This window comes from Armatimonadota bacterium, assembly GCA_013314775.1.
Taxonomy (GTDB): domain Bacteria; phylum Armatimonadota; class Zipacnadia; order Zipacnadales; family JABUFB01; genus JABUFB01.
The window spans coordinates 952,370-973,729 of sequence record JABUFB010000008.1; the positions used below are offsets into that span (position 1 = coordinate 952,370).

Consider the following 21,360-nt stretch of genomic DNA (forward strand, 5'->3'; position numbering starts at 1 on the left):
AATGACGTGATGTCGTCTGGCGGCGAACCACGGCCCAGCCTACTGCCGGCAAGCGCAGCCTGTGTTTGGGGCAGAGCGGGAGCCAGGTCGCAGGACGGCCACCCGACAAGGGCAGGCCATCGCTTCCGATGACTGTGTGCGCGACCGGTATTGACGCCCCTCTCGGAAGGAGGGTGTCAGTACTCCAGTCGCGGCCAGTCGGCAGGAACGTCGCCGAAATCCGGTACCTCCAGCAGCTCCCCCCCGCGCTTGGAGGATTCGTGTGCCACCAGTCCGGGAATCATGTATCGCGCGGCCTGCCAGACATTGTTCGGCGGCACGGACTGGCTCACGCAGGCGCGGACGAAATCATCCACCAGGAACTGATGCGAGCCATTGTGACCGTTGGGCAGACCGATGAACTCCTGGGGCAGGCGAGCAAGGTCATGTACCCGCGAGGCCCCGCTGTGGGTTCCGTCAGCCGAGGTGACCTTGCTCATCTCCCCGCTCACTTCCGACGCCGGGACACCGCTGCAGGCAAGAAGATCCCGGAGGTCCACGGTGGCGGAGCGGTCCTTCGTGACCCAGACTTGGCCACCCACCTGCTCTTCGTAGGACCCGAGGGTGCCGTACATGCTCATGCCCACCGTCCCCGGATGTCCAACGCGCCTGAACTCGTTGATGCGGCAGACGCTTCCGTCGGACATGCGGAAGAGTGCGGATTGATTGCTGAAGACATTGCCCCAGATATTCACGTCCGGGTCGTAGATGTGCGGGTCCTCGACATCGGGAATGCCCTGGCAGGAGACGTGGGTCATGTGGGCGCCGGTGACGGAGATGATGAGGCTAGTGGAGTGGGTTGGGTAATACATGGGCGGGCCGCCGGCGGTCTCAAGCCAGCGCTCGCCGCCGCGCCACTTCGCCACATCGTACAATCCGTGATCCCAGTCGTGAAGGTACTCGCCCTCGGCGTACACAATGCGCCCGAAATCACCGGCTGCGAAACGCTTGCGACAGTAGACGGCGCACGGGTAGTAGTAACTGGTCTCTCCGATCATGTAGACCAACCCGGTCTGCTCCACCGTGGTGACCAGGGCTTCGAGCTCCTCGACGCTGTGCGCTGCGGGCACCGCGGAATACACATGTTTTCCCGCTTGGAGCGCTTGCAGCGCCTGGGGCGCATGGAGCCAGTGTTGGGTGATGATGGCGATGGCGTCCACATCCGTATCGCACAGGTCATCCAGGGACGGGCAGGTGTCGGGAATGTCAAACTCCGCGGATCGGGCCGCCAGCTTCTCGGCATCGAGATCGCAGAGAATGACCTGTTCCACAGCCGGGTGGGCCTTGAACAGAGGGATGAAACACCGTGCGAACGCGCCCACGCCACAGATGCCTACTCTCAGGGCCATGAAAATCACCTTCAGAAAAAAGTGATATGTGCCGCGGCGGGTTGGCGGATGCAATTCCCTTTGGGCGAGCCCGGCTCCTTCAGGGCTTTTCGCCGCCCCACTTCGGTGCGTCGCCGGCTGCGCACCTGTGGGCACGGGTCCTTGAGGCTGTCGATCAGTGCCCGGGCAGTGCCGGGGTCGGCGATCTGGCCGAGGATCAAGGCCCCGCTGTATCCGCGGGCTTTGAGGTCCACCTGGGTACTGCCCCCCTTGCAGGCCAGACGCTTTCATTATCGGCCCACGCGCCGATAGGCCATGACTAGCCCTTCGCCCATTGCCGCCGCGTCTCCTTCAGGGCAGCAGGAAGAAGGTGCTATCGTGTGCCGCGCAGAAAGTGCACGCTCACTGCCCGGGGCCGGGCGAACTCTCCCCGAAAGCGACACTCGTCCATGGCCGTTGACCTGCATGTTCATTCCACTTGCTCCGACGGTACCCTGACCCCCACTCAGGTGGTTCGGGCTGCTGCCTCCAGGGGTCTGTCCGCACTGGCACTGGCAGATCACGACACCGTGGCCGGGGTACGGACTGCGCTGCGCATTGCTGCCAGGCACGGGCTGGACCTGTTCCCGGCGGTGGAAGTCAGCGCGCAGCAGGGCCGCCAGGAACTGCATATCCTCGGGTTTCTCATCGACGTGGATGAACCGGAGCTCGCCCAGGCACTGAAGCGGGTGCGCGAGGGGCGTCAGGACCGGCTCGAGCGCATCGTGAGCCGACTCAACAGCCTCGACGTGCCAATCACCCTGGAGCAAGTCATGGAAGTTGCGGGTGAAGGCAGTGTCGGCAGGCCCCACGTGGCAGCCGCGCTGGTCAGGATGGGAGCCGTCTCCTCGCCACAAGAGGCATTCCAACTGTATCTGCGCCGGGGACGGCCCGCATACGTTGACCGGTACCGCCTTGGGGTCGAGGACGCGATCCGTCTTATTCGCAATGCCGGCGGATTGCCCGTGCTGGCGCATCCGGGTCTCGGCTGCCCCGACGCAGTGATCCGCCACCTGGTCAAGCTCGGTCTCGCCGGCCTCGAAGCCTATCACGTGGACCACCGAACCGCACAGATTCAGCACTACCTGCGCATGGCCGAAGCGATGGACCTGATCGTCACCGGGGGCTCGGACTCACACGGCCCGGAAGGCCCCGCGCCGGTGGAGATTGGGCAGATTCATGTGCCGGATTCCTGCGCAGCGGCCCTGCGCGATTGGGGCAGGGCGAACGGCCGCTGGCCCTTACCACCCCTTCCCGATATTGAGGAGAAAGACTCGTGAAAAAGATCGTCTGTTTCGGTGACTCCGTCACTCAGGGCGTGCCCCATTGTCACCTGGGCGATACTTACGTCAAGGTGCTGGAGCGTCGCCTCAGCCAGCGAATGAATCAGCAGGAACGCGTGCTCTGCATCAACTCCGGCGTGGGCGGCGAGAATACCGCGGAAGGCCTGGCACGCATTCAGCCGGCGGTCCTCGACCACTCCCCTGATCTCGTGGTGGTGGAGTTCGGGCTGAACGACATCCGCTATGAACCCGAAAAGCGCATCCTGCCCGATGCGTTCTGTGCGAACCTGCGCACGATGCACGACCAAATTCGCGAGACCGGCGCCAAAGTGATCTTCACCACCCCGAATCCCATCATCAACGCATACCACCTGTACTCCATGGGCACTGATTTCTACGCTCCATGGGGCGGCTGCAATGGGGCGGTGGAGGAGTACGCGGGGCTCGTGAGGCAGGTGGCCGCCGAGTTGGGGGCGCCCTTGTGCGACGTCTACCGCGCGTTCATCGACCGCGCTGTCGATTTCGAGTTCGAAAGCGCCTGCCCTGACCACACGGACTTGCGCTGTCTGGGCGGGTATATCAGCATGGCCGACGGTGTGCATCCCACCGCGCCGGGGCAGGAACTGATCGCACGGGAACTGTACCGGACGATAGTCCAAGGCGGGCTGCTGGAAAGGTAGCCAATCCCCGACCGGGACGGTCGGCCTACGCGACGGTGTTCGCCGCCGTCTGCCTTTCGCCATCATCCGCGTGGGACGGGCGTCGCGCCCGCCGCCGTCCAGGGCGCGAGCTCGTACCGCGATCAGGCGAGACGCCTGCTCTGCGCGGGGCCCAGGAGATTGTATCGATCGGCAGGCGAGAGGACTGCCTACCGGAGAGAGACCTCAAGTCCTTCCGGGTCGAGGACAACGTTGACGGACGCCCGCATATTGCTCGGGTCGCGCACGAACTGCAGGTACTGGGCCATGCGCTCAGCGCAGTTCACGCTGTTGTGCGCGAGTGCGATGCTTCCGGCGGGCATGCGGTCTAAGCCGCGCTGGAGAATATCCAGGTAGATGCCCTTGCCCTGCTCCGGCGGCCCGTCAGCATCAAGGTAAAGCACGTCGATGTTTCCGGGGAATTCATGGACGATGTCCCGGGCATCGGCCGCAACCACCCGGGCGACCCCAGTGGGATCGATGCGCCGCACATTGCGCTCGGCGCGTTCGGCCTCATCGGGCTTGATCTCCACGCCTATCAGCGCGTCGGCGGTGTAACACGCGCCCGGGCCCACACCCGCGCCGGCGTTGGAGATGAAAGTGTTGCCGCAGAACACCCCGGCGGCGATCATATTCCGGGGCTGCCGGATCGCATTGATGGCGTAAAGGAGACGCTGCATCCGGGGCGTGATGGCGGTCCAGGGAATCTCAAAGCGTTCGGCGACCGCCCGGCGAAAGGCCATGAAGCGATCGTGAGGGTAGCGCGTGTGGGGCAGTATGCCAGCATCCACCAGGCATTGCAGTGCGCCGTCAACAACGCTGATTTCCACATCCAGGGGCTCCAGGACCCCGTGGGGGTTCCTGTAGTCCATATTGTATGTGTTCCAGTCGTCGGTGCGGTATTCAGTGGCCATACGCAGTCCCCATGTTAGAGGAATCGTTGACAGCTCAGGCATGCAATGCGCCGCGCAGGGCAGGGGGACCTCCTCCCCCGCAGATACCATAGAGAGTACGAGGGAATACGAGAGTGCAGACAACGAAGATCGGAATCATCGGATGTGGCAACATCAGCAATGCGTACTTCAGCGCGCGGGATCGCTTCCCGATCCTCGAGATTGTGGCGTGCGCCGACCTGGAGATCGAACGCGCCAGGGCGAAGGCCGCCGAGTGGGACATCCCTGTGGCGTGCACGGTGGACGAACTGCTGTCGATAGACGAGATCGAGATCGTGGTCAATCTCACGATCCCCCATGCTCACGCCGAGATCGCGCTGGCCAGTCTCGAAGCCGGCAAGCACGCCTACAGCGAGAAGCCTTTCGCCGTGTACAGACACGACGGGCGGCGAGTTCTCGATCTGGCCCGCGAAAAGGGCCTGCGGGTGGGATGTGCGCCGGACACATTCCTGGGCGGCGGGAACCAGACCGCGCGGAAGGCTCTTGATGACGGGGTCATCGGCGAGCCGGTGGCCGCTAGCGCTTACATGATGTGCCACGGCCACGAGAGCTGGCATCCGGACCCCGAGTTCTACTACAAGCCCGGCGGCGGGCCGATGCTGGACATGGGGCCATACTACATGACCGCGCTCGTGAACCTGTTGGGGCCAGTGAACAAGATAGCTGGTTCGGCCACGGTGACCTTCCCACAGCGCACCATCGGCAGCGAACCGAAGCGCGGGACGGTGATCGATGTTGAAGTCCCCACTCATGTGAACGGGATCATGCAGTTCGCCAGCGGGGCAATCGGGACTATCACCACCAGCTTCGACGTCTGGGCGGCCAGCCATCCGCCAATTGAGATCTACGGCACCGAGGGCACCATGCAGGTGCCTGACCCCAACAGCTTCGGCGGCACCGTCCGGGTGCGACGACCCAGCGATGAGGGCTGGGTTGAGCTCCCGCCCAGTCACGGGTACACCGAGCAGAATCGGGGCATCGGCGTGGCGGATATGGCATACGCGCTGCGATCCGGACGGACACACCGCGTGAGCGGCGAGCTGGCCTACCACGTCCTCGATGCCATGCTCTCCTTCGCTGACTCCTGGCAGGCAGGCAAGTGGCTGGAACTCGAGAGCACCTGTGCGCGTCCGGCCATGCTGCCGGTGGGTCTGGAGCCGGGACAACTGGACGACTGAGAGGGATCTGCGTGACTCGCCATCGCGCTCTTGCGGCAATCGCCTTGTTGCTGATCGCCACTGTCTCGACGGCTGACTTCTGCCCGCCGGACTCTCCCGAATCCGGTGGCATGCGAGATATCATGCTGGCATACATGGGACAGGGCCAGTGGACGCCCGAACACTTCTACCCCTACGTGGCCTATCTCGACCGGGCCAAAGGGGGCAAGCCCGCGGACTGGTTTTTCGACGCCTTCCTGCTCCTGCAGTTCGGTGGCGCACCCTCCGGCGGCGCGTACTACAAGGGCGACGTCACCGTGGCTGACTGGAATACCTACCTCGACCAGCTTTTCGCCGAGGGCAAGAACCTCCCGGCGCTTGAGGAGACTGTGGTGAGGGTTGCGAGAGAACTGGGGACCGAGCCGCGGCTAATTCCGATCATCATCATGATCCCCTACCTGTCGGCGTCCATGGAGGGCTTCGGCGACGTGGATGGCGACGGTATTGACGAGAACCCGGCCAGTGATGCCGACCGCATCAAAGCCTTCAATCACCTGGTGGATCAGGTATTGGAGCGCTGGGACCCGGCGCGCTTCCCCCACCTCAGCCTGTGGGGCTTCTACTGGATGAACGAGGGCATTGGCGGGCCGGACATGCCCGTGGTAAAGGCGGTTTCGGACCACATTCACACGCGCGGCTACAAGCTCCACTGGATCCCGTGGTTCCGTGCGCCGGGCTTCGACCGCTGGCGCGAGGCGGGAATCGACTTCACGGTCATGCAGCCTAACTTTGCCTTCATGGGCACCCCGGCGCGGCTGGCAGTTCCGGACCAGGGACGTCTGACCCAGAACGCGCTGCTTGCTCGTGAGCATGGCTTGGGCGTGGAGATGGAAATGAGCGAGCGCGTGTCATTCGACCCGGGGCAGGCGCTGAATCTCGCGCTGTACATCAACCACAGCGTGGACGAAATCGACGGGACGATGAACGGTGCGGTCAGAGCGTGGTATCAGTCTTCACGGCTTATCTGGAACCTGTACGAGAGCGACTTTCCTTTCGCCGCGCGTCTTTACGACGACATCTACCGTTTCCACAAGGGCACGTACCAGCGTCGCGCGCTGTCGCTCTTTGAGGGCGCACAGGCCACACTGGACGGCCAGCCCGCACCTGAACTCACCGACGGCCTGTGGCTCACCCGGGGCGAGCACTCGGGCCGCGTGCTCACGGCACGCAATGGTTCGGTCGCGGAGATCCGTCTTCCCGGAAGCATGATGCTCGGCGATATTCGAGTCCACCTTGCGGGACAAGAGAATGGCGCGGTTCCCCCGGCGGCGGTCGTTCGCATCAGCGCCAGCGAAGACGGGACGCGCTTCGAGGCTCTGGGCGAAGCGGTGCCCGAGGGGTTCTGCGGCACCGGAGACTGGGTCGGCGGATTTGCGCTGCTCGGTGTCGATCCGCGTCCCTGCAGGGCGATCCGAGTCGAGCTCGTCGCCCCGCGCGGATCGGAGGGCTGCGGGATTGACGAAATCCTCGCATATCCCGCGCCCCATCCTCTGGGGGGAAACGCCGGGGCAGTCTCCGGCACTCCCACGCCCGGCACACAGTTCCCACATCCGTCATTTCTGACCGATGGGCTCACGGGCGGCGAGGATGGAGATGCGCCGGGCTTCTCTTTCGTCGGGCCGGGGGCCTGCGCGTTCACCCTCGCGGACGACCTCTTCCTGGGCGAGGCCCTGGCCCATGTGCGCTGGGACCCCGATGGAGCGACGCCGCGGGCGCGGGTGGCACTCGCCCGCGACGCTTCCAGTTACGAAAGCGACTTCGTGGAAGCTGAAGGCGACGGAGAAGGCTGGGTCCGCATCGCCCTGCCGGCCATGGCTGCGCGGACGGTAGAGTTCCAGATATCTGGCGGTCCGGGCGAGACCTGGGACGAGATGCAGGTGCGAATCGCCCACAATCTCGCGCGGGGCAAGCCCTATGAGATCGCTCCGGCGTTCGAAGAGAACTACCCGGATGAGGGGGGACGAAGTCTCACGGATGGTGAGATCTCCGAACGCGGGTTTGCGGACAAGAAGACCGTCGGATGGGTACAGGTGGCCTCGGTTTCGGTCATTCTGGACGCAGAAGAGCCTGTGCAGGCCGAAAGGGTGCGGATCCACCTGCAAGGTGGCGGCTACGCGTGGGTGAACGCCCCTACGACCATTGAGGTATGGGGCTCTGATGACGGCGAGAGTTGGAGCCTCCTCGCGCCGCGCATGCAAAAGGCCGAGGTGACATTCACCGAGAACGTGGGCGACGAACTCCAGGAACTGGCGTGGTATGAGGCGACCTTCGCCCCAACCCCCGTTCGATTCGTGAAGCTCACCTGCCGTGGGCAGGGCTGGACGATGTTGAGCGAGTTTGAGGTGTACGCGCAGGGAGAGAACGTGGCCCTGGGGAGGGCTTACCGGTTGGTTCCTGGACCCACGGCGAAGGCCCAGTACCCCGACAGTGGTAGCGAACTGACCGACGGCGAATACCCCGTGGCCCGGCATGACTGGAGACAGGCCATAGGCTGGAGCGGCATCGATCCGCAGATCACGGTGGACCTGTTGAAACCTCAGCCGGTCGGGTTCGTCCGCGCCCATCTGCAGGGCGGAGGTCCGGCCGGGGTCTGGTACCCGCGGCAGGTTACCGTGGAGACCTCGCTGGACGGGGAGAACTGGTCCGGGCAGACCCTCGCAGGACCGATACCCCCAGAGACCGGCGACAAAGGCACGGCGGCGTTCATCGAGGCCAGTCTAGCGCCGCGCCAGGCACGCTACGTGCGCCTCAACCTCCAGCACCGAGGCTGGATAATGCTGGACGAGGTGGAGGTGTACGCGCCGCAGGAGTGAGGGTGCGGAGGAAGGTGGGGCAGCTACCTCGGGGCTGCCCCGAACCTTGCTGGTAGCACAGGCCCAGACACGATCCATGGGGTGCCACCCGCCGCGCTCCCTACTGAGCAGGCTGCAGGCCCAGCAGGCACTCCGCGTTCTTCCAGCCCACTTTCTCGTAGACTTCGCGGCTGATGCACCCGTCCTCCACCGCGCGGTTCAGAAACCCCACCAGGGGCGTCTCATTGCGCAGGTCACAGACGTCCGTCCCGAACAACAGACGATCCTGGAACTCGGTCAGGAAGGCGTACCCGAAGTCGGGATCGCGGCTGACCGCATTGTGACCGCTCCCCGCCGAAAGGTCCCCATACAGGTTGGGGTACTCGCGCATGAGCCGTACGATTGCGCCGCCTTTTGCAACCTTGCCCGAGGGATACGTGTTGCGCTGCTCGCGGGTCAGGTCGCCGCTGATCTCCGCCCAGAAAGGCTGCGAGTGCCCCAGGAACTTGAGGTCCGGGAACTTCCGAAGCGCACCTTCCAGCAAGGGCAGGCCAAGGTCGTCTACGATGCCGTAGTAACCGCCCTGCTCCGGGGCGATGTGGAAGGTGAGCGGCAGCTCATTGGCCTGGGCATGGGCGAACAGATTCTCCATGAGCGGGTCGTTGAAGGGCAGACTGGCGCAGACCTCACCGATCCCCCGGCAACCACGCTCCTTGTAGTACTCCATCTGGTGGCTGAGATTAGACTTCGGTGAGTTGGTGTTCTGGCGCGGGTCGACGTTCATGAAGGGGATCACAAAATCCGGGTGCTGCTCGGCGGCCAGGAGGATCTCCTGCACCGACTGGATTACCCAGATGCATTCGGGATTGACGCACGGGAGAGCCACCGCTGCGCGGATGCCCAGAGGCTCAAGCTTCTCACGCAACTGGTCCGGCGTTGCGAACAGACTCCCGAAGTCGTCGCAAGAAGCGGGCCCGTCGAACACGCGGATATGGGTGTGGATATCAATGAACATGAAAGCCTCCTCAGGGCGCGGCTCGGGCCGCGGAAGGAGATTTCGCGGGACGCAGAGAACACCTGCTTTGTTCCCTACCGCCAACAGGAGGCCCTCCTTTGATGCCAAGGGTTCTCGTGGTGCAATCATCCATCGATCGCGAACGGTACTTTGAGCCGGCGACACAGGCGTTCCTCGAGCGAACCGCCGACGTTCTTTGGAACACGTCTGACAAAGCCCTCACCCCGGATGAAGTTGCCGAAAGGATTCCAGGCTGCGAGGCGGTCATTACCGGCTGGGGGGGATGTGCGCTGCCTCCGGAAGTCTATCAGGCCGCAGACCGCCTGCAGGTAGTCGGGGTACTGGGCGGTGGGGTCAAAGCGTACTCACCGGAACTCGCATTCGGCCGAGGCATCCGTATCCTGCATACCCCGCGGGCGATCGCGAAGTACGTGGCCGAGTTCGCACTGGGGCTGATTCTGTCGCTGTGCTACGACGTAGCATGGCATGATCGGCTCGCCCGGATAGAGAACCTGCCAAAGCCACCGGGCGGTGGATATGACACTCCCGGCGGGTGGCTGGCAACAGGGCTTGGTGGAGCAACGGTAGGGCTTGTCGGATTGGGAGCTGTGGGGACGCGGGTGGTGGAGCTCCTGAAGCCTTTCGGGTGCCGGATCATCGCCCACGACCCATACCTGCGGGAGGAGCGCGCCCGGGCGCTGGAGGTAGAGCCCGTGTCGCTGGAGGACCTGCTGCGCCGCTGCACAATCCTATCCGTCCATGCGGCCTGGACTCCTGAGACAGAGGGCATGCTTTCGCGGGAGCGCCTGGGGCTGTTGCGTGATGGGGCGATTGTGGTGAACACCGCGCGTATGCCGATTTTCGACCAGGTGGCGCTACGGGATGAGGTGCTGTCCGGGCGCATCAAAGCGGCACTCAATCTGATCCCCAATGACCCGATCTGGCACACGCCGGAACTGTCCGGGCTGGACAACCTGCTCTTGAGCACCGGGTATGCAACTGTAGCCGACCGCACGCTGCCGGACATGGGAGCGATGATGGCGGCCGACCTCAACCGGTTCTTCACAGGCGAGGAACCGCTGCACGAAGTGCGGCCGGAGATGCTGGCACGCATGACCTGAAGCGCCCCGGCCACTGGCCGCTGTCAGTCGAAGAACGGAAACAACTCCCGCAGCTCCCCCTCAGAGGGAATCCGACCGTACTGCGAGATTGACACACTCTCGGCGGTCCGGATTGCCTTGCCGCGCTCCTCGCCATACCACTTGACGAGACAGTCGCGCACATCGTCGGCCAGCGCCTCGAAGCGCGAGTACATGCGTTTCGCCAGCCAGGCGCGACGGTCTGCATCATTCTGGGGCACCTCATCCAGTTGGCCCCCGTTGAAAGGCAGCCACTCGTACATCTGGGATGCGTGGCAGTGGACCATGTCGATCTTGCGCTCCATGACCTCGTCTGTCCCGATTGCCACGGTGGGCACGTACGGGTTGGGCAGTTTGAAGTTGTCGTACAGGTGTCCAACCACCGGCGCCCTGTCCAAGTGGGGTGTGAGGGGCGCCACATTGGGCACGGTCACGGTGTATGCGGCGTCCTGCACGAGTATCCCGACTGCGCGATGGTCCGGGTGGTAATCGTTGGGGCGATGGCAGAGCACCACGTCGGCCCGGAACTGGCGCATGATCTGGATCACCCACTTGCGCATGAGCACGGTGGGCTCCAACTCGCCGTTGTGCACGTCCATCACTTCGTACTCCACGTCCGCGATCCGCCCGGATGCCTGCGCCTCGGCGTAACGGCGCTTCGCCAGCGCCCCACCACCCTCGCAGTAGTGCCCCGTATCACCGTTGGTCATGGACACGAACTTCACCCGGTGACCCAAGGCCCGGTATTTCATGGCAGTGCCGCCAAAACGCAGGTCGCAGTCGTCGGGATGCGCCCCGAAAACCAGAATGTTCAGCTTGCCGTCATCAACTGGCGGTTCCCCGCCGCTAACGCTCGCGAAAACGCCCATGGGACCCTCCCTGATGCGTGCTTGTTTGGGAATGAGTTCCCCGTCTCCGGCCGCCTCCCCTCCCCGGGAAGCCCCGCGGTTCATTCACAGAAAAACCCGCAAAGCTTTATGTTCTTCAGGAAGGTTGATTGGACGAAAGGCCGAACTTGTGCACTGCATGGCTGTAGCTCCGCCAGGGAGTTCCCACTGTTGGCTGTGTGCAGGAAACACAGCGTGCAACACAGGCGTAACGTCTGGCGGGGTGTCATGTGTGCCGGCACGTCCACGCAGTAGCCGCAGAGGGTTCGGCAGGGCAGGATTGCCTCCACGCGGGCCCCATAACTGCGGAGCCTGGGGCGAAGCCGGAGATAATCCGCAGGAGGTCGATTTATGCCTACCGGTCGTGTGAAGTGGTTCAATGATGCAAAGGGCTACGGATTCCTCGAACGAGAGGACGGAGAAGACGTGTTCGTGCACTACAGCGCCATCTCGGGTGAAGGCTACCGCTCTCTGACCGAGAACTCAGTGGTGGAGTTCGACATCGAGCCCAGCGACAAGGGCCCGCGCGCCGTGAACGTCGTAGTCACCGAGGCTGCACCGGGACCGGCTCGCCGCTCCGACGACCGCTGGTAGCCTGGACGAGAGGACAGCCCGGCACCGAACCCGCAATCCGCAGACCGTCATCTGACTGTGCCCGCAGGCCATCCCGGCCTGCGTTTTTCCTTCAGGCCATGAAGGCCCTCAGCTTCCTCCGGGGGCTGGAGGCAGACTACACCATCCAGGGCCTGCTAGCACCGGGCACGACCCCAACACCGCGGTCACCGGACGCCGGCCACACGCGATGCAGGTGCGCATCCGACAAGACCGATGCTCCGATTCGCAGCTTGGTATTGCTTGACGTTCGCTATCGGCTGCGGTAGAATCGTTCGGCGGCCAAAGTGGCCGCATGTCTTGTTCTCGGAGGCACTCTTATGCGGCGCGTGCGAGGGGTAGCAGCATTCGTCGGCTTCGTTTTGATTCTGGGGCTGCACGCATCTGTCTCCCTGGCGCAGCCAACCTGGGAGCAACTGCAGGCCGCATACGCATACGACCACTCGTTGCCGCTCGAGCCGGTGGCCGAGGAACCCGTCGACCTCGGGGTGTTCACCGCCCAGACCGTGCGCTTCAAGAGCGTCAATGACCAGACCGTGCCTTGCACCGTCTGCAAGCCGAAGAACGTCGAGAAGCCGCCGGTGATCCTTTCCCTTCACGGACTGGGAGGAAGCCGGCAGGACGTACTGCGCATTGCTGCACCTCTTCTCTGCCCGCTGGGGGTGGCAATCGTCGGGATCGACGCCCAGTTGCACGGCGATCGCAAGGTGGAGGGCCAGAAGATCCTGTCGGGCGGCGTGGACGCAACCACGGGGGCATTCCGCCAGACGATCATCGACAATATGCGCGCCGTGGACTACATCCAGAGCCGTGAGGACCTGGACGCAGAACGCGTCAGCCTTCTCGGGGTGAGTATGGGTGGCATCATGGGCAGCATCGTGGCCGCCCTGGATACCCGGATCAAAGCAGCCTGTCTCGTGGTTGCCGGAGGCGACCTCGTCACCATGTTCGCACGCACCGCGATCGGCGACGCCGAGGAGATGCGGGCCGCGATCGGCGACATTGGGCAGTTTCGCGCGTCGCTGGCGATCATTGAGCCACTCAATTTCGTGGGGCATATCTCGCCGCGGCCACTGTTCATGGTGAACGGTCGCACCGATAAAATCGTGCCTCCCGAGTGTGGGCAGGCTCTGTTCGCGGCCGCTGGTGAGCCAAAGAGCATAGTCTGGTATGAGAGCGACAATATGATGGGGCATATCCCGCCCCTTGATGTGCTGCTGAAGCAGGTGACAGAGTTCCTGAAATCCCAGAACCTGATGCCCGAGCCTGCTGCGGCGGCCGGGAACTGAGCCCCGGGCGAGGGCACACTTAGCCGGAGGAGACGAGTATGGAGACGGCGTTTTTCGTGATCGCTGCGCTGAGTGGCGCGGCACTTATCCTGTCAGTCATGCTCCAGACCACCAAAGCGGAGAGCTTCTCAGCCGCCATGGGCGGGAGTAGCGGGGCCGATCGTCGGTTCAAGCCCGGCAGCAAGGAAGAGTGGCTGTACAAGATCACCAAGTACTCGGCCATCGTGTGGCTCGTGGCTATGGTCATTGGTTCGTTTCTGCACTACCGCGCCCAGTAGAGCTCGGGGCGTTCAGCGGCTCCGCAAGTTTGACTTGGCTTTCTTGCCCCGGTATAATGCGGTCATGTAGGAGCCGGTCATTCCCGCCAAGGACGGCCGTAGCGGGGAATGCAAGAATTCGAGGATCACTGGGTTGGAACACATCTGGGCGCCGTGGCGGATAGACTACGTAGCCCGACCCAAGGTCGAAGGCTGCGTTCTCTGCGCAAAGGCGCGTGCCAGCGACGACGTCGCCGAACAGGTCCTGTACCGCGGGCAGCACAATTACGTGGTGCTCAACGCGTATCCGTACAACAGCGGCCACCTGATGGTGGTCCCGTATGAGCATGTCGGCGACATTGTGGACGTCCCGCCGGGAGTGTTGGCCGAAATGGCGGTCATCACCCAGGGATGCATCCGGGCGATGAAGCGTTGCCTGCGGCCGCACGGCGTGAACATCGGCATGAACATTGGCAAAGCCGCGGGGGCGGGGATCGACGAGCATATCCATCTTCACATCGTGCCCAGGTGGGAAGGCGACACCAATTTCATGACCAGTTGCGCCGATACGCGCGTCGTGCCCCAGGCTCTTGAGGCATCGGCGTGTGCTCTGCGCCCCCTGATCGCGGCGGAACTGGGCGAGGGGAAGGCGGCGTGCGAGAGATGATGGAAATGCGGTGGAACCGGGCAGGTGCATGGGGCCGGAGCGTCGAAATGTAGCGTGTAGTCCGCTGGCCGACAGGGAGATATGGCGGCTGCGGTTGTCGTATGCGTGCCCGGTATCCGCGCGGCGTGTCCGGCGCGACGTGCCGATTGGTGTTCCGTCTACCTCCTCGCTAGGGGGACTGTACATGATGGCGTCGCTGAACGCTCGCATCACAGCAATGGTCGTATTCCTCGCCCTCAGCGTCACCACGCTGTCCTTCGCCGCAGGCCCCACTTTCGTCTCCCCCACTGATGGCGCCGTTGTTCGCGGCGAACTGGTGGTGCAGGCGGAGAAGCGTCCGGTGGATGGCAACAACAGCGGCTACGTCTCCTACCGCATCACCGGCCAGAACATGTCTGCTCCCAAGGCCGACCTGGCGGTGGCGGTCATCTACCCCTTCGAGTATTCGTGGGACACACAACAGACATACGTCAATACCGAAGACCCCTGGGACCCCCACAATGGGTCCCGGCGGTTCCCTGACGGAACGTACACCATCACGGCTGTTGCCTTTGGGCAGGACGGCAAACAGGTTGGAGAGGCCACCAAGATCACGGTCACTGTCGCTAACGGCATCGCGAACCCGCCGCGCAACGCTGACGGCAGGATCCTGCTTCAACCCGGCGGCGCCCCCGAGCAGACCGTGCGCTACGAGGCCACGGGCGAACTCAATGCTCGCCTGACCCCACTGGAAGTGGACAACCTGCAGCAGCCGACCCGGCCTGCGCTGGCCGAGATGAAAATGGCTGCCGAATGGCGCAACGTGGTCCGAAAACCCTTCGGACCCGGCCACACGGCCGACGGCAAGCGCTGGCACGGACAGCGTGACGAAGACTACTACCGCGATCCGCTGCGGCGGGCAATGGTATCAACCTGGCGCGACGTGCAGTACGGCGTAATCGACCAGTACCCCGAAGAGGGCTGGGTCGAGATGCTGGGACCTGCCCTGTCGGATCTTGGTGAGGCCTGGGAACGGCGCAGCGTGTACTATCTCGGTGATCCAGCGGCAACTGTGCTTGGAATCCCCGGCGCCAGTTCCGCTGGGGGTGGAATGGGCGCCGGAATGCCCGGCGGCGCGGGTGGGGAGATGGCCGGTGGGATGCCCGGTGCCGGCGGTCCCGGCATGGCCGGCGGTCCCGGCATGGCCGGCGGTCCCGGCATGGCCGGTGGCGGAATGCCCGCAGGACCGGGCGGCGAGGCCGGAATGATGGGCGGCATGGCCGGTGGGATGGGCGGCGGAATGGGCGCAGCGACCGCTGGCGAAACGCGCGCGCTTGACCGAGCAGGAAGCTTCGCGCCGCTGAACCTGGACGGCCTTGGCCGCAAGTACCGAACGGTGATCCAGAGCAACGGGTCGATGACCAAGCTCCAGGTCGGTGACCCCCGCTGGCCGCTGGCAGAACTGTGGATCACATACCCGACGGCTCCCGTCAAGGAGGGCGACGAATGGACGGGCCCGATGACCGTCCTTCCGTTCTTCGATCAGGAGTTTCACATTCTCGTTAGCCCCAACGGCGGCTCGACCTTCGGTCCCAATCACCTGACCCCGCTGTATCATCACACCCGCCGGATGGTGGGTTCTGCTGGGGGCACGCAAATTGTGGAGGTGCTCCCGGGCGGCCGCAATGGCCCGATCAAACATATTCTCGACGGCTTTGAGTACTACAAGGGTTACGAGTGTGCACGGATTGTCACCCGGTACCGCAACTACTCGGACCCCGATTCCTGGAGCCTGGAGCAGATGCAGGGCTGGCGCCTAAGCGACATCAACCCGCGCTTGCTGGCAACCGGCACCAACTCAGATTCCGCCATGGTGCAGACCGACCTGGTGCGCGTCACTTACTTTGCCTACAGATCCGGTCATGTCGTGGGCATGGAAGACAACTACTTCCACAAGCTGTGGTTGAATGAAGGCGGCTTCAGCGGACTGATGGACCGGACCGCGCGCAACCGGCTGTGGTCCTCGTCCGAGATCGTCATGCCTTCCATGTCTCGTGCGGTCCCCCCGTATGACGGGGCAACCTGGCCGATTGATGAGGACCGGTCCCTGGCTGTGCGTGGCGGCGCGGCGGCAGGCGGCGCGGCGGGCATGATGGGACCCGGCATGGGCATGGAGATGCCTGGTGCCGGAATGCCCGGTGCCGGCATGGCCGGAGGGATGCCTGGCGCCATGCCAGGGCCTGGCGCCATGCCCGGAGCTCCGGTGGGTGGTGCGCCCGGCATGGGTGGTGGAATGATGGGTGCGGGAATGGCCCCCCCCGGCATGGGAGGAGAAATGCCAGGCATGGCGGGAGCCGGTGGCGCGGCCGCGGCCCAGGGCGACGATGCGATGATGACCAATGTTGTCGCCAATCTTACGCTCAAGATCGTTGAGGAGCAGGGCTCCGAGACCCGCAATGCCCGGCCGAAGACGGAATACGCCGCGCTGCCCAGCGTCAATGTCGCCACTCCGCCGCCCGGCGCGAAGAGTACAGCCGCGCAGGCGATCCGGCGCTACATCGTGGTCGAGGATGAGGGCGTTTTCTACCTGCCTGAGTCACCGCAGCTTCAGGGCAAACGCGGGGTAGCCATCGACACGTCCGCCGACCAACTGATCAAGCTCGGGTTCACACCCGACGCTGCGATCAAGTTCTAGAACATGCCACAGGGCGAAGCGACGACAGCCGCGGGCTTACGCCGCGGCTGTCTGATTTTGCCGGTATTGCCACGGGAACCACGAGACGCCCAAGAGAATCTAAGAGCGTGTGATGAGAACCCCTCTGACCCTGTTCTGCCTGGCCGTGCTGTCCGCCTTCCAGGCGGGCCATTGCCAGCCGGCAACCACGCGGATCCTGCGTGAACAGGTGCAGCTTGCCATCTGGCATGGTGGCACCCGCGATGATCTCAAGCCGGTTGGTGCGGTCACGCGCCTGGTTCAGCGCGACCATCCCGGCCTGGTTCTGACAATCCGCGCGCTGCCACCCGAGACCATGCTGCACCAGCTCAAGCAGTGGGCCAGCCAGGATAACGAAGGCCTGCCGGACATCGTGATCATTCCCGATCGCTGGCTCCCCATTTTCGCACACGCCCTCCAGCCCCTGAATGCTCTCGTCGACGGCCGGAAACTGCAGTGCTATCCGCCGTCCGTCAGGGAGAGCCTGCGCCACGCCGGAAAGCTCTACGGGATCCCGTGGATCACCCGCTCGCGCGCTCTCTTCTATCGTCCCGACTTGCTGCAGGCGGCCGGGGTCTTGGTCCCGAAGACCTGGAACGACACTCTGGTCGCTGCAAGGCGATGTCACAGGCCGCCGGATGTGTACGGATTCGGCCTGGCAGGTATCCGGGACGATTCAGGCGCGCGCATGTTCCTGCAGGTACTCTGGTCATTGGGGGGCGATCTGCCATTGGTGGGTGAGCCAGGAAGGACCAACATGGCGGCACTGGAGGCCGCGCTGGGCCTGTACCGAGATCTGCACAGCGCCAGTGAGCCCGAGGTGCTTGCGTGGGACCAGGAGTCGCTTGAGGGGTTTTTCGAGGATGGCCGGCTGGCGATGATGGTGGCGGACTGTGACTTCGCGCAGTACCTCAAGGCCGAAGGTGGCGACCTCAAGTGGGCCACCGCGCCCTTGCCTGCCGGGCTATCCGTCGTCGGCCAGATTGATGTAGATGTCGCATGCATCCTCAAGCCCACGCGTCATCTGGAAGCCTCCGCGAAGGTGCTCGCGTCGCTTCTTGGCTCTGAACAGGCGGAAGCACGGCTGGCTCTGGGTGGAATACCTGTACACGCGGACCTGCTGGAGAGATACCGACTCGAGCCCGACTATGCGGCTTTCATCGCTGACATTCACAGGGCGCGCGGGGTGCCTTCGGAACGCTGGGACGCGGCGCAGGCCGTGATTTCGGATGCACTGTTCGCGCTGCTTACGGGCCGCCAGGGGGTCGCCGAGACAGCACGTTTCATCGCCAACAGCCTGTCTGGTCCCGCGCCCAGGCAGTAGCGGCTACCAAAGTCGCTGCGGCGGGTCCTCGGGGACTTCCAGCTCCACGTGCTCAATCCGCTTGCGGCGCGACCAGGGATAGATAACCGCATCGACCCTGCCCAGCACGTGGTCGGCTTTGAGCGTGCCGATGTCGCGACTGTCCTCGCTGAAATTGCGGTTGTCTCCCAGCAGGAAGATTTCGCCGGCGGGGACGGTCGTGAGAACGGGTCGCTCGCGGATCAGTCGCTCCCGCTTGATGTACGGTTCATTCGGCCAGACGCCGTTCACCATGGCCTGGCCGAAAGCAACCCCCACAAGATCCCCCTCGACAGCTATGACACGCTTGACGAGGTTCTCGTGGTTCTCGGGTCGCTTCACGACCACGATATCACCACGCTGCGGCAGACGATCACCGTACGCATCGATGCGGATCACGTAAACGTCGCCGCGTTTCAGCGTGGGGTCCATGGAGTCGGAGACCACCACACCGATGCGTATGGTGCGGGCGAGCCAGACAACGAACACCGCAACGGCGATGAGCAGGACCCACACGGCCCACCTGCCCACCGGGCGCTTCAGGATCGCACCAGCCTGGGATGCAAGACCTGATTGTCGCAACTCAACCGTCTCCTGCCCCGGCCACATTCCGCCCGTGCGCCTTCAGCTATCAGCCACGAGCCTGCCGATCAGTTGGAGCCCGGCATCAATCACCATGCCACCGGCCTCGGGGGCCAGCTTACTCCAGCCCGAGGGAGTCGGCTCGTAGCCGCCCTCACTGAAGGCCCGCGGCGTCGGAACATAGCCCTGGTAACCGTTTGAGTACCCGACGAACCCCGTGAAAGGCAGGGGCGACCGGGACTTCAGTTCGAGCTGGTACTCCACGAATAGTTCGAAGGGGCCGCTCACCAGAGCGCCGTCGCCGACCCGCAATGCCTGTATCTCGCAGTCCTCGTGGTAATCGCCGCGGGCCGCCAGCTTGAGCAGTTCCTGGGCGAAGACCGCCTCCGGCACCCCGTCCACCTGAGCGCGGATGGGGCCCACCGCCAAATCCACGATGCGTTGCGCATTAGCGACCTGCTCGGGGGTGAAACTGCGCCCCGGGATGCTCTCGACCGTGGACGCGATCCCGGCGGGAGCGTCTGATGCCATGTCGTCCCGGCTCAATAGCCCAACCAACGCCGCCGCGCCGACGATGGTTCCCAGCCGCCAGGCCTCATAGAACCCACGCTGCTGGTTGGGGCGCTTGTAGTTGATGTGATTGATGTTGCCCGTTGCCCCATTGAGCACGATCCCGGTTCCGCCACGAGCCTGCTCCACGACCTTGATCGCGTATCCGGGCCAGTCCGCGGAGTACAGCCAGTTGTCGCCTGCCAGGATCGCCGGGTGCAGGGCGTAGTTGAGCACCGAGGCGATAGCCTGACCATCTTCGCCGTCCACACGGAGGGTCAGGATTTCCGGGTCTACCGGGCCCAATACCTCGGTCACGCTGTCCGGGTCCAGCCCCTCCCAGTTCATGTGGGTTTCCCCGTCCGCGGTGCGCAGGCGTCGGTTGTTCACGGGCTCTTCGGCAATGCCCTTCCCCCACGCAATCCTGGCCGGGCGCATCGAATCGAAAGCCATCTTCACGGCCCCGGCGGCAGTCCGGGCAGTGAGGGAGACCAGCTCCGCACCGGCAGTCTCGCCGAGAATGCCCAGGAACGCCGGGCCCGCGTGAGTGTGGGTGGCGGCGGTGAGGATGCGCTCGGGCGCAATGTCACACAGTTCGGCAGCCCGGCCTCGCAGTTCCGCGGCGAAGGGCGCGTAGAAGCCGCAGACGTCCAGGACCACGAGGCCGAAGGCAGGGCCGTCGTCCTCGCGCAAGACCAGCGCGCGGGCATACAGTGGGTCATGGATGCCCTTGCTGCCCTCCTCACGCACGTTTCCGTCCATCCAGCAGCCCACGTGGGGGGTGATGTTGACCTTCGCGGCACCGGCGTACAGGGACATGACGATCCTCCAGGCAGATGGTATGGTCTATCATACCGAGTCTGCAGGAGAATGTCAGCGGAGGAAAAGGGAAGAGGCGTGGGTGGAATCAGAAGCCGCGGGAGGCCCGGCTTTCACGGCTCGGTTTCATCAAGACAGTCGGGCGCGGGGTGGGTGCGTTGGCCGCATGCTTGCGCGGCGTTGCGGCAATAGCTCTGCGTTCGCAGGAAGGTTACGACGTGGGCTACCGAGAGGAAACCGTACATTGGCGACCATGAAGGTACCCGGCAGCCTCGAAACGGCCGCCCGGAGCGATCCAGGCGGCCGTGTGGCGTCTTGTCTCGGGGGCATCAGCCTTCGAAGCGGTAGTCGAACTCGTAGTAGTGAGGGGTCGCGGAGAAGGTGGAAGGACCGAACTTCAGGCTGTCCCAGCCCCGCCACTTGGCGTGGCCGTCGGCATAGCAGATGTTCGTCCCGCCATTGTGCTTATTGGCGTAACCTTTGCTGCCGTCCACGCTCCCGGTGGTCGCAGTGTAGTAACACTGGAAGTCCATCACCATGAAAACGGAGGCAGGGGACATAACCGCGGACATCGGCTGGTTGGATAGCCCCACGAAACCCGAGGGATAGCTGATGTGATAGTGGTTGTACCCGTACCCAAGGTCCGGGTAGCGCACGTGGGCATTGTGGTTGCTGCAGGTACCGGTTGCGCAGAGATCACCTTTGTGGGACGGACAGACAAACAGCTGGGTGTTCTTCATGTAGGGGGCGACGCGGTCACACCAGAAGTAGCTTCCCCACCAGGCCGCCGACACATAGCGCTCGTCATAGTCCTGACCATACATGAGAACGGCGAGGCCGATCTGCTTGACGTTTGAGAGGCAACTGGCGGATCGTGCCTTCTCACGGCCCCTGCGAACACAGGAAACAGGATGGCGGCCAGGATAGCGATGATGGCGATGACCACGAGCAACTCGATGAGCGTGAAGCCTCGACGGGTCATGTGCGGCACCTCCGTTTGGTGGGTGCATACGCGCAACAGTGCGCAAAAACCATTATACTGACCGTCAGCAGACAAAGCAATAACCGGAGCCACGGCAAGAAGCCTTCGAGCACCTTTGGCCGTTGACTTGGCGTGCCGCAAGGTCTACAGTCAATGCCCGTTGGGGCATCCATCCAGGC

General features: G+C 64.0%; 18 protein-coding genes and 1 pseudogene. 11 read left to right on the forward strand and 8 right to left on the reverse strand.

Annotated features, from left to right (window positions below; translation table 11 throughout):
- Positions 1–176 precede the first annotated feature (176 nt).
- A complete protein-coding gene (locus HPY44_10815; GenBank protein ID NSW56498.1) occupies positions 177–1,388 on the reverse strand; it encodes a Gfo/Idh/MocA family oxidoreductase in 1,212 nt (403 codons plus the stop codon).
- A gap of 11 nt (positions 1,389–1,399) precedes the next feature.
- Positions 1,400–1,621, reverse strand: coding sequence for a hypothetical protein (locus tag HPY44_10820; GenBank protein ID NSW56499.1), 222 nt, complete (start codon positions 1,619–1,621; stop codon positions 1,400–1,402).
- Positions 1,622–1,747: 126 nt separating this feature from the next.
- Here HPY44_10820 and HPY44_10825 point away from each other — a divergent pair, with 126 nt between their 5' ends.
- Together HPY44_10825 and HPY44_10830 are read left to right on the forward strand one after the other, a co-directional pair.
- Positions 1,748–2,686 carry a PHP domain-containing protein gene (locus tag HPY44_10825; GenBank protein NSW56500.1) on the forward strand — a complete coding sequence of 313 codons (939 nt, stop codon included), beginning with the start codon at positions 1,748–1,750 and terminating at the stop codon, positions 2,684–2,686.
- Entirely contained in the window at positions 2,683–3,369 is a 687-nt protein-coding gene (locus HPY44_10830) for an SGNH/GDSL hydrolase family protein (GenBank protein NSW56501.1), read from the forward strand. The genes HPY44_10825 and HPY44_10830 overlap by 4 nt, the downstream gene beginning before the upstream one ends.
- A 188-nt stretch (positions 3,370–3,557) precedes the next feature.
- On the opposite strand, the gene HPY44_10835 is transcribed toward HPY44_10830, so the two are convergent.
- Positions 3,558–4,301 (reverse strand): hypothetical protein, encoded by a 744-nt coding sequence (locus tag HPY44_10835; protein NSW56502.1) that lies wholly within the window; start codon positions 4,299–4,301, stop codon positions 3,558–3,560.
- A 113-nt stretch (positions 4,302–4,414) separates the two neighbouring features.
- Between HPY44_10835 and HPY44_10840 the strand changes: the two genes are divergently transcribed.
- Both HPY44_10840 and HPY44_10845 read left to right on the forward strand, forming a co-directional pair.
- A complete protein-coding gene (locus tag HPY44_10840; protein ID NSW56503.1) occupies positions 4,415–5,518 on the forward strand; it encodes a Gfo/Idh/MocA family oxidoreductase in 1,104 nt (367 codons plus the stop codon).
- Positions 5,519–5,529: 11 nt separating this feature from the next.
- Positions 5,530–8,370, forward strand: a complete 2,841-nt coding sequence (locus HPY44_10845) for a DUF4855 domain-containing protein (protein NSW56504.1) — start codon at positions 5,530–5,532, stop codon at positions 8,368–8,370.
- A 100-nt stretch (positions 8,371–8,470) separates the two neighbouring features.
- Here the strand turns inward: HPY44_10845 and HPY44_10850 are convergent, their stop codons facing one another.
- Positions 8,471–9,364 carry an amidohydrolase family protein gene (locus HPY44_10850; protein NSW56505.1) on the reverse strand — a complete coding sequence of 298 codons (894 nt, stop codon included), beginning with the start codon at positions 9,362–9,364 and terminating at the stop codon, positions 8,471–8,473.
- Positions 9,365–9,465: 101 nt separating this feature from the next.
- Between HPY44_10850 and HPY44_10855 the strand changes: the two genes are divergently transcribed.
- On the forward strand, positions 9,466–10,485 hold the full coding sequence (locus HPY44_10855; protein ID NSW56506.1) for a hypothetical protein: 1,020 nt from the start codon (positions 9,466–9,468) through the stop codon (positions 10,483–10,485).
- A 23-nt stretch (positions 10,486–10,508) separates the two neighbouring features.
- On the opposite strand, the gene HPY44_10860 is transcribed toward HPY44_10855, so the two are convergent.
- Positions 10,509–11,372: a PIG-L family deacetylase gene (locus tag HPY44_10860; protein ID NSW56507.1), complete on the reverse strand. Its 864-nt coding sequence runs from the start codon at positions 11,370–11,372 to the stop codon at positions 10,509–10,511.
- Positions 11,373–11,741: 369 nt separating this feature from the next.
- Here HPY44_10860 and HPY44_10865 point away from each other — a divergent pair, with 369 nt between their 5' ends.
- The 6 genes from HPY44_10865 to HPY44_10890 all read left to right on the forward strand — a co-directional run bounded on the left by HPY44_10865 (position 11,742) and on the right by HPY44_10890 (position 18,231).
- Positions 11,742–11,984, forward strand: coding sequence for a cold shock domain-containing protein (locus tag HPY44_10865; protein ID NSW56508.1), 243 nt, complete (start codon positions 11,742–11,744; stop codon positions 11,982–11,984).
- Positions 11,985–12,322: 338 nt separating this feature from the next.
- Positions 12,323–13,291, forward strand: coding sequence for an alpha/beta hydrolase (locus HPY44_10870; GenBank protein NSW56509.1), 969 nt, complete (start codon positions 12,323–12,325; stop codon positions 13,289–13,291).
- Between the two features lie 38 nt (positions 13,292–13,329).
- Positions 13,330–13,569, forward strand: coding sequence for a preprotein translocase subunit SecG (secG, locus tag HPY44_10875; protein ID NSW56510.1), 240 nt, complete (start codon positions 13,330–13,332; stop codon positions 13,567–13,569).
- A gap of 133 nt (positions 13,570–13,702) precedes the next feature.
- Positions 13,703–14,215, forward strand: coding sequence for an HIT domain-containing protein (locus tag HPY44_10880; GenBank protein NSW56511.1), 513 nt, complete (start codon positions 13,703–13,705; stop codon positions 14,213–14,215).
- Between the two features lie 184 nt (positions 14,216–14,399).
- Positions 14,400–16,889, forward strand: coding sequence for a hypothetical protein (locus HPY44_10885; GenBank protein NSW56512.1), 2,490 nt, complete (start codon positions 14,400–14,402; stop codon positions 16,887–16,889).
- A 112-nt stretch (positions 16,890–17,001) separates the two neighbouring features.
- Positions 17,002–18,231 carry an extracellular solute-binding protein gene (locus HPY44_10890; GenBank protein NSW56513.1) on the forward strand — a complete coding sequence of 410 codons (1,230 nt, stop codon included), beginning with the start codon at positions 17,002–17,004 and terminating at the stop codon, positions 18,229–18,231.
- A gap of 3 nt (positions 18,232–18,234) precedes the next feature.
- Here the strand turns inward: HPY44_10890 and lepB are convergent, their stop codons facing one another.
- The 3 genes and pseudogenes from lepB to HPY44_10905 all read right to left on the reverse strand — a co-directional run bounded on the left by lepB (position 18,235) and on the right by HPY44_10905 (position 21,181).
- The gene (gene lepB, locus HPY44_10895; protein NSW56514.1) at positions 18,235–18,831 is read right to left on the reverse strand and encodes a signal peptidase I; all 597 of its coding nucleotides are present in this window, start codon (positions 18,829–18,831) and stop codon (positions 18,235–18,237) included.
- A gap of 42 nt (positions 18,832–18,873) precedes the next feature.
- Positions 18,874–20,199 (reverse strand): neutral/alkaline non-lysosomal ceramidase N-terminal domain-containing protein, encoded by a 1,326-nt coding sequence (locus HPY44_10900; GenBank protein NSW56515.1) that lies wholly within the window; start codon positions 20,197–20,199, stop codon positions 18,874–18,876.
- 710 nt (positions 20,200–20,909) lie between these two features.
- Positions 20,910–21,181: pseudogene (locus HPY44_10905) on the reverse strand (prepilin-type N-terminal cleavage/methylation domain-containing protein).
- Between the last annotated feature and the right edge of the window lie 179 nt (positions 21,182–21,360).

What these genes read in the sequence shown, in the direction of transcription:
- HPY44_10865 (NSW56508.1), top strand. Translation starts at nt 11,742, where the DNA reads ATGCCTACCGGTCGTGTGAAGTGGTTCAATGATGCAAAGGGCTACGGA.
- HPY44_10900 (NSW56515.1), bottom strand. Translation starts at nt 20,199, where the DNA reads ATGTCCCTGTACGCCGGTGCCGCGAAGGTCAACATCACCCCCCACGTG.
- HPY44_10885 (NSW56512.1), top strand. Translation starts at nt 14,400, where the DNA reads ATGATGGCGTCGCTGAACGCTCGCATCACAGCAATGGTCGTATTCCTC.
- HPY44_10815 (NSW56498.1), bottom strand. Translation starts at nt 1,388, where the DNA reads ATGGCCCTGAGAGTAGGCATCTGTGGCGTGGGCGCGTTCGCACGGTGT.
- HPY44_10850 (NSW56505.1), bottom strand. Translation starts at nt 9,364, where the DNA reads ATGTTCATTGATATCCACACCCATATCCGCGTGTTCGACGGGCCCGCT.
- HPY44_10855 (NSW56506.1), top strand. Translation starts at nt 9,466, where the DNA reads ATGCCAAGGGTTCTCGTGGTGCAATCATCCATCGATCGCGAACGGTAC.
- HPY44_10870 (NSW56509.1), top strand. Translation starts at nt 12,323, where the DNA reads ATGCGGCGCGTGCGAGGGGTAGCAGCATTCGTCGGCTTCGTTTTGATT.
- HPY44_10860 (NSW56507.1), bottom strand. Translation starts at nt 11,372, where the DNA reads ATGGGCGTTTTCGCGAGCGTTAGCGGCGGGGAACCGCCAGTTGATGAC.
- HPY44_10890 (NSW56513.1), top strand. Translation starts at nt 17,002, where the DNA reads ATGAGAACCCCTCTGACCCTGTTCTGCCTGGCCGTGCTGTCCGCCTTC.
- secG (NSW56510.1), top strand. Translation starts at nt 13,330, where the DNA reads ATGGAGACGGCGTTTTTCGTGATCGCTGCGCTGAGTGGCGCGGCACTT.
- HPY44_10835 (NSW56502.1), bottom strand. Translation starts at nt 4,301, where the DNA reads ATGGCCACTGAATACCGCACCGACGACTGGAACACATACAATATGGAC.